General features: G+C 69.5%; 7 protein-coding genes. 2 read left to right on the top strand and 5 right to left on the bottom strand.

The window, feature by feature from the left end:
- Both R1101_RS31015 and R1101_RS0113985 read left to right on the top strand, forming a co-directional pair.
- The coding region (locus tag R1101_RS31015) for a hypothetical protein (protein ID WP_232284752.1) at positions 1-207 on the top strand (207 nt) is incomplete at its 5' end.
- The gene (locus tag R1101_RS0113985) at positions 131-925 is read left to right on the top strand and encodes a helix-turn-helix transcriptional regulator (protein ID WP_016934035.1); all 795 of its coding nucleotides are present in this window, start codon (positions 131-133) and stop codon (positions 923-925) included. The genes R1101_RS31015 and R1101_RS0113985, both read left to right, overlap by 77 nt.
- Here the strand turns inward: R1101_RS0113985 and R1101_RS0113980 are convergent.
- The 5 genes from R1101_RS0113980 to egtA all read right to left on the bottom strand — a co-directional run bounded on the left by R1101_RS0113980 (position 894) and on the right by egtA (position 6,410).
- On the bottom strand, positions 894-2,120 hold the full coding sequence (locus R1101_RS0113980; RefSeq protein WP_016934034.1) for an MFS transporter: 1,227 nt from the start codon (positions 2,118-2,120) through the stop codon (positions 894-896). The genes R1101_RS0113985 and R1101_RS0113980 overlap by 32 nt on opposite strands.
- 76 nt (positions 2,121-2,196) lie before the next feature.
- Positions 2,197-3,153, bottom strand: a complete 957-nt coding sequence (egtD, locus tag R1101_RS0113975; protein ID WP_016934033.1) for an L-histidine N(alpha)-methyltransferase — start codon at positions 3,151-3,153, stop codon at positions 2,197-2,199.
- Positions 3,150-3,899 carry an ergothioneine biosynthesis protein EgtC gene (gene egtC / locus R1101_RS0113970; RefSeq protein ID WP_016934032.1) on the bottom strand — a complete coding sequence of 250 codons (750 nt, stop codon included), beginning with the start codon at positions 3,897-3,899 and terminating at the stop codon, positions 3,150-3,152. The genes egtD and egtC overlap by 4 nt, the downstream gene beginning before the upstream one ends.
- Positions 3,892-5,184, bottom strand: a complete 1,293-nt coding sequence (gene egtB / locus R1101_RS0113965) for an ergothioneine biosynthesis protein EgtB (protein ID WP_026003262.1) — start codon at positions 5,182-5,184, stop codon at positions 3,892-3,894. Before egtB ends, egtC begins: the two co-directional genes overlap by 8 nt.
- Positions 5,181-6,410, bottom strand: a complete 1,230-nt coding sequence (gene egtA / locus R1101_RS0113960) for an ergothioneine biosynthesis glutamate--cysteine ligase EgtA (protein ID WP_016934030.1) — start codon at positions 6,408-6,410, stop codon at positions 5,181-5,183. Before egtA ends, egtB begins: the two co-directional genes overlap by 4 nt.
- Between the last annotated feature and the right edge of the window lie 14 nt (positions 6,411-6,424).

The following is a 6,424-nucleotide window of genomic DNA, read 5'->3' as shown; positions in this document are numbered from 1 at the left end:
GAGAGGCGCGCCGAGCAGACCGAAGGTCGCTGGGGGGAGATGGTCAAGGTGAGCGGCCGGGTGGCCTCCGCGCTCGTTCATCTGGACGCGCTGGATCTCGACGAGGCTGCCGGATATCTCGGCACATTGGGTGTCGCCCCGCGTCTCGGAAGAACTCTGGGGATTCGTCGCCTACGCGCGTGCCTCCTACGACCTGGCCACGGGTAATGCCTACGACGGGCTCACCGGATTGCACCGGTTGATCGCGTCGCACCACGACCTGTACGGACACGGAGCCTTCTGTCGCAGAATGCTCGGCGCCGCCGAGATCGATCTGCATCTGGCGCTCGGAAACGGCAACCTGGCGCGTGCCCTCGCTGCCGAGCAGTCGGCAGACCATCCGATGTGCGTGGTGGCGGCGGGACGGGCCGAACTGTTCACCGGTCATCCCGAGGCCGCGTTGAAGAAACTCAAGCGCGTCCCGTGGACGGAATGCGGATATCCGCGCGCCCATCTCGAATCGTTGCTCGTCGCCGCCGGCGCCCACCTCGACCTCGGCGACGAGAACGGCGCCGCGAGGAACTGGCGGCGGGCCTGCGCCCTGGCCGAGTCCCTCGGCAACCGCCGTGCGTTCACGACCCTCCCCGGCGATGTCACCGAACGTCTGGTTGCCCTGTCGAGTCTTCCGGTTCCGGGCGGGCCCGTCGGGTCGGTCTTCACCGAGCCTGTGACCCACGTCGAATTGTCCCCGCGAGAAACGGACGTTCTCGAACTGCTGGCGCTGGGATCGACCCACGCCGACATCGCGAAGAAGCTGTTCGTCTCGCGCAACACGATCAAGACCCAGCTGCGCAGCATCTATCGCAAGCTCGGGGTCCACACCCGGGTGGAGGCGATCGGCCGGGCGCGCGACCTCAGGCTGCTGCCGGTCCGCCGGTCGTTGTAGACGAAGTCGCCCGCATCCGGGCCGCGAGCCGCAGGTCGAGCGCCCACACTACGCCCGCGAGCACCGCCAGACCGACGCCGAGCACACACACCGCGGGCCACCCACCGACCGACCACGCCGCCGTGCCGAGCGCCGATCCCGATGCGGCCCCGACGAAATAGCCCGTCATGTAGACGGAGTTCACGCGGGAGCGAGCGTCGGGGTCGAGGGCGTACACGATGTTCTGATTCGTGATCTGCACGAGATTCAACGCGAGGTCGACGACGAGCATCCCCACGACGAACCACACCAGTGAGCTCCCGCCCGCGGCGAGTGCAGCCCACGACGCGACCAGCGTGACCACGCCCACGGCAGTCGTCTGCGGTCCGTACCCGCGGTCGACGAGCCGTCCCGCGACGGTTGCCGCGACCGCACCGGCCGCCCCGGCCAGGCCCACGAGACCGATCTGCAGGTCGTCGAGGCCGAACGGCGGGTCGGACAACAGGAACGCCATCGTCGAGAACAGCGCGCCCACCGATGCGAAGCCCAGTCCCCCGAGAATCGTCCGGGTCCGCAGGCGGGGGTGCCGGACGATCAACGTCCCGAGCGATCGCAGAGTGCTGCCGTAGCCCTGCCGGACCGCCGGCGGTGTCGCCGGAAGCACCCGCCACAACGCGAGGGCCACGATCACCATGGCCACCGCGCTCACCCGGTAGACCGTCGTCCAGCTGTCGCCGAGTTCGGCGAGGATGCCTGCGACACTCCGGGCCACGAGGATCCCGACGAGCAGCCCGCTCATCACGGTGCCGACCGCGCGCCCACGCGATTCGGGGGTGGCGAGGGTCGCCGCGAACGGCACCAGCACCTGCGCCGCGACCGAGAACAGACCGGCGATCGCGGTGCCCACGACGAGCACCCCGATGTTCGGCGCGAATCCGCTCAGACCCTGTCCCGCGGCCGCGGCCAGCACGAGCATCACGGCCAGTCGCCGCTGCGGGAACATGTCGCCGAGCGGGACGAGGAACAACAGGCCGAGAGCATAGGCGACCTGCGCGACCGTCACCGTGGAGGCCGCAGCCGACCGGGAGGTGTCCAGCGCCTCGGCGATGGAGTCGAGAAGCGGCTGGTTGAAGTAGTTGCCGCCCACGCACAGACCGGTCGCCACGGCCATGAGCAACAGGACCGGGGTCGTCAGCACGGGACGAGAGGACGTCATGTCTTCCAGCCTCCCGTGCCGGCTCGGCAGGTGTCGAATCCTCCCGGGCGGCCGAACTGCGGGAGTTCTCGGGAGATTACTGCCGGGAGGCGCCGAGCAGGACGAACCGTCCGTCGGGGTCGACCCATTCGTGCCGGACGACGAATCCCGCATCGGCGAGTTCCTGTGCGAGACCGGCGAGCCGGAACTTCGCGGAGATCTCCGTCCGGATCTGTTCGCCTTCCGTGAGGGAGATCTCCAGGTCGAGGCCCGGGATCCGGACGTCCATCGCCTCGGTCGCCTCGAGCCGCATCTCGATCCACTCGTTCTCGGCGTCCCAGACGGCACGGTGCACGAACCGCTCCGGGTCGAAGTCGGCGCCCAACCGGTCGTTGAGCACGCGCAGGACGTTCCGATCGAACTCCGCCGTCACTCCGGCCGCGTCGTCGTAGGCGGCGAGCAGAGTGTCGCGGTCGATGACGAGTCCCGCCCCGAGGAGCAGCCATTCGCCGGGACGGAGGATCGCGGCCGTGCCGGCGAGGAACTGGGCGCGTTCGCTCGGGACGAGGTTGCCGATGGTGCCGCCGAGGAACGCGATCGCGCGCGTGCCACCGGCAGGAAGATGCGCGAGCGAATCGGTGAAGTCGCCGACGACGCCGTGCACCGTCAGGTTCGGATACTCCGCCGTCAATCTGGTGACGGCCGAACGCAGCGCCGGCTCGGAGACGTCCTGCGGTACATAGGTGTGGAGGTACGGTCCGAGGGCATCGAGCAGCACGTATGTCTTCTCGGACGAACCGGAGCCGAGTTCGACGAGCATCTCGGGACGGGCGGACTCGGCGAAATCGGCGGCGTGCTGTCGCAGCAGGGCGAACTCGGTGCGCGTCGGGTAGTACTCGGGCAGCCGCATGATCTTCTCGAACAGTCGGCTTCCCCGCGCGTCGTACAGCCAGGTGGGCGACAGGTACTTGGGATCGGACGTGAGTCCGCGCCGTGCGTCCTCGCGCAGTTTGGCATCGAGGTCCTCGGGGCGCAGATGTACGTCGACGATCACGGTGAGCCGACCTCCAGTGGTGAGACGATGAGCTTGCCCGGCACCGCTGCGACGAGATGCCGGTCGGGTACGGGTTTCCAGCGACTGTCGTCGTCGAACGGTTCGGACGCCACGATCGCGGTCTGCTCGTCGACGAACGTCCACAGCGAGTGGTACCAGGCCGTGGCCCAGATCCCGGACTCGTTGCACAGCAACATGTTCAACCGCGAATCCGGTGCGAGCGACAGCACGTCGTGGGTGAGCGAGATCAATGCCGGTTCCGGGTCTGCGCAGCGCAACCGCGACTGCAGCAGCAGCCACAGCGTGGCGGCGTCGGTAGGGGATTCGAGCCGCAGCAGGTCGGCGACGGGCAGCGCACCGGCAAGGGTGACGAGCGAACCCGGCCAGCCCCGGACCACACCGTTGAGGCCGAAGGCCCACCGGTCGTCGGAGAAAGGCGCCGCCGCCGACCGTTCGACCGGCATCCCCTCGGTGGCCGAGCGGGTCGCGGCGACGATCGTGCGCGAGCGCACCGAGCCGAGCCCTTCACGGAGGAAGGAGTCGGACCAGATCGGCGAGGCCGACCGGTACCGTCCGAAGACGCCCTCCGCACTCCACCACCCGACACCGAATCCGTCGGCGTTGATCGTTCCTCCCCCACGCATGTCGGTGGGTGCCCAGGACTGGCGGAGCAGCGAATTCGTCCCGGTCGACAGCAGTGCGGCGACATTCGTCTCCGGTCCGATGTACGCCAGATGTCTACACATCGCCCGTCCCGTATGCGACGCGCAACCCGGCGAAGATCTGACGGCGGACGGGGAGATCCCAATTGCGGAAGGTTCCGCGGCACGCGACTTCGTCGGTGCCGAACGATCCTCCGCGCAGCACCCGGTGGCCCTCACCGAAGAAGACCTCCGAGTACTCGTGGTACGGGAATGCGCGGAAGCCCGGATACCCGGTGAACGGTGTGGACGTCCACTCCCACACGTCGCCGATCAGCTGGTGCACTCCGAGCGGTGACGCCCCACGCGGATAGGCACCTGCCACGGCCGGACCGAGGTGGCGCTGACCGAGATTGGCGTGTTCGGGACCGGGATCATCGTCGCCCCACGGGAATCGACGGCTGCGACCGGTGGCCGGATCCCAGCGTGCCGCCTTCTCCCATTCGGCCTCGGTCGGCAGACGTCCGCCGGCCCAGCGGGCGAACGCCTCGGCTTCGTGGAAACACACGTGAACGACGGGTTCGTCCGGATGCAGCGGCACCGTTCTACCGAACACCGTTCTTTTCCAACCTGTTTCGTCGCGACTCCAGAACTGCGGAGCCTCGAGTCCGGCGTCGCGGCGATGCCGCCGGCCCACCTCGCTCCACAGTTCGCGCCGCGCGTAACCGCCGTCGTCGACGAACTCGAGATAACGCCGATTGGTGACGGGCACCGCGTCGAGTTCGAACTCCGGCACGTCGACGACGTGGGCCGGCCGCTCGTTGTCGAGGGCCCACGGATCGGTGGACGTGCCCATCTCGAATGCACCGGCCGGAATCCGGATCCGCGCGGCGTCGGGAACGCTTCCGGTGCGCGGCGCCTCCGGAGCGTCGAGCAACGGAGAGCCCTGCCGCAGTTGATGGGTCGCGAGCATCGTCTCGCCGTGCTGCTGTTCGTGTTGTGCGACCATCGCGAAGACGAAACCGTCGCGGGTCAGCTCGTCGTCGAAGGCACTGTGCTCGAACACGTCCCAGGTGAGATCGCGGACGGCACGCGCATAGCGACGGGCCCCGTCGGGGTCGAGCAGCGGCAGCTCCGTGCGGGTCGCGCGGGGATGCCGGAACGCGTCGTAGAGATCGTCGATGTCGCCGCGCACGGGTGGCCGCCCGCCCGCGGCCCGCACGAGCCAGAACTCCTCCTGGTTGGCGATGTGCGCCAGATCCCACACGAGTGGGCTCATCAACGGTGAATGTTGTGCGGTGAGATCGTGTTCCGGCACGGAGGTGAGCGCCTCGGTGCGGGCACGCGCCCGCTCGAGGTGACGCCTGAGCGCAGCACGAGCAGGGGTCACCGCACCTCCTCGCCCGGCGCCAGCCCGCGCAGGCACCGCGCCGCGGCCGCGTCGAGCGCCGCGGTGAACCGCATGTCGCGCGAGGACTCCGCCGCGAGTGAGAGCAGGCTCGCTGCGGCAGCACGCAATTCGAGCGAACGGAGACCGACTCGGGCCGCCTCGGCCCACCGGTCGCGCACCGGAGCGACGATCGCACACGCCTCCGCGGAGACCTCCGGAGCGGAGAGCAACGCTTCGAGGGCTGCGACGGGCACCTGCCACGAGTCGGCCGGCTGGGCATCGAGGTAGCGCACCTCGAGATGGCCGCACGGACGAACGGGCGGGAACAGCGTCGTCATGTGGTAGTCGAGGTCGTCGACGGTGGGCCGGCGACGGATGTCGGCGTCGAGGTCGCCCGCGAGCCACGCCGCGAAGGTCGCGCCGGGCGGTGCGTACCACTCGGGCTGATCCGAGCGCACACAGGTCAGCGGCGCGTCGAGAACCCACGCGGGGTAGTCGCCGGGGTGGGGGACGTGGGTGAGGTCGGGATCGAGTTCGAGCCACGTGCGCATCCGCTGCGACACCCAGTCGCCTTCCGGAACGCCCCGCAGCCGGGGCGAGCACGCGAAGGCCGCGATCAGGGCCGGGCCGATGGCGTGCAGCAGCTCCCAGCGCCGCACGACCTCCACCTCGTCGCGTCCCATGTCGACGGAGATCTGAACCGACGCAGTGCTGTTCATCATCAACCGGCCCATCGGGCCGATGCGGTCGTAGCGGAGTTCCATCGCCCCGTAGCGCGGGGTCCGCAGCAGACGATGCGGAGGCCGCACCTCGTCGGCGGCGCGGTCGAGCATGATCACCGACCGGCGGGCGAGCAGCGCCCGGAGCATGCGGAGGTCGGCCGTGAGCCGATCGCACACCTGCCGAGCCGAGGTGCACGGCACGCTGGACAACTCCACCTGGCCACCCGGCTCGACGCTGACCGTGCTGCCCGACGGCAGGGGTCGCGCGGACGACGACGGCGCGACCGTGCGCGGGGCGTGCGGTCCGAGCGCCTCGACGAGGGTCGCGAGTTCGGGACGCGACTCGGTGCCGTCGGCCCGGGCGGTGAGCCACTCGAGCTCGACCCCGATCAGTCTCGGGACTCCCAGCCGGAACGCTTTGTTGCGGACATGATCCTCGGCGTCCGCACGGGAGCCGAGTACCGTCCGGGCACGGGAGGCCGCGGCATCGACTGCCATCGCCATTCGTCCACCCCCTC

Source organism: Rhodococcus sp. R1101, assembly GCF_000278445.1.
GTDB classification, from domain to species: domain Bacteria; phylum Actinomycetota; class Actinomycetes; order Mycobacteriales; family Mycobacteriaceae; genus Rhodococcus; species Rhodococcus gordoniae.
The sequence above is the reverse complement of the archived record's forward strand: the minus strand, read 5'-3'. Positions and strand labels throughout refer to the sequence as shown.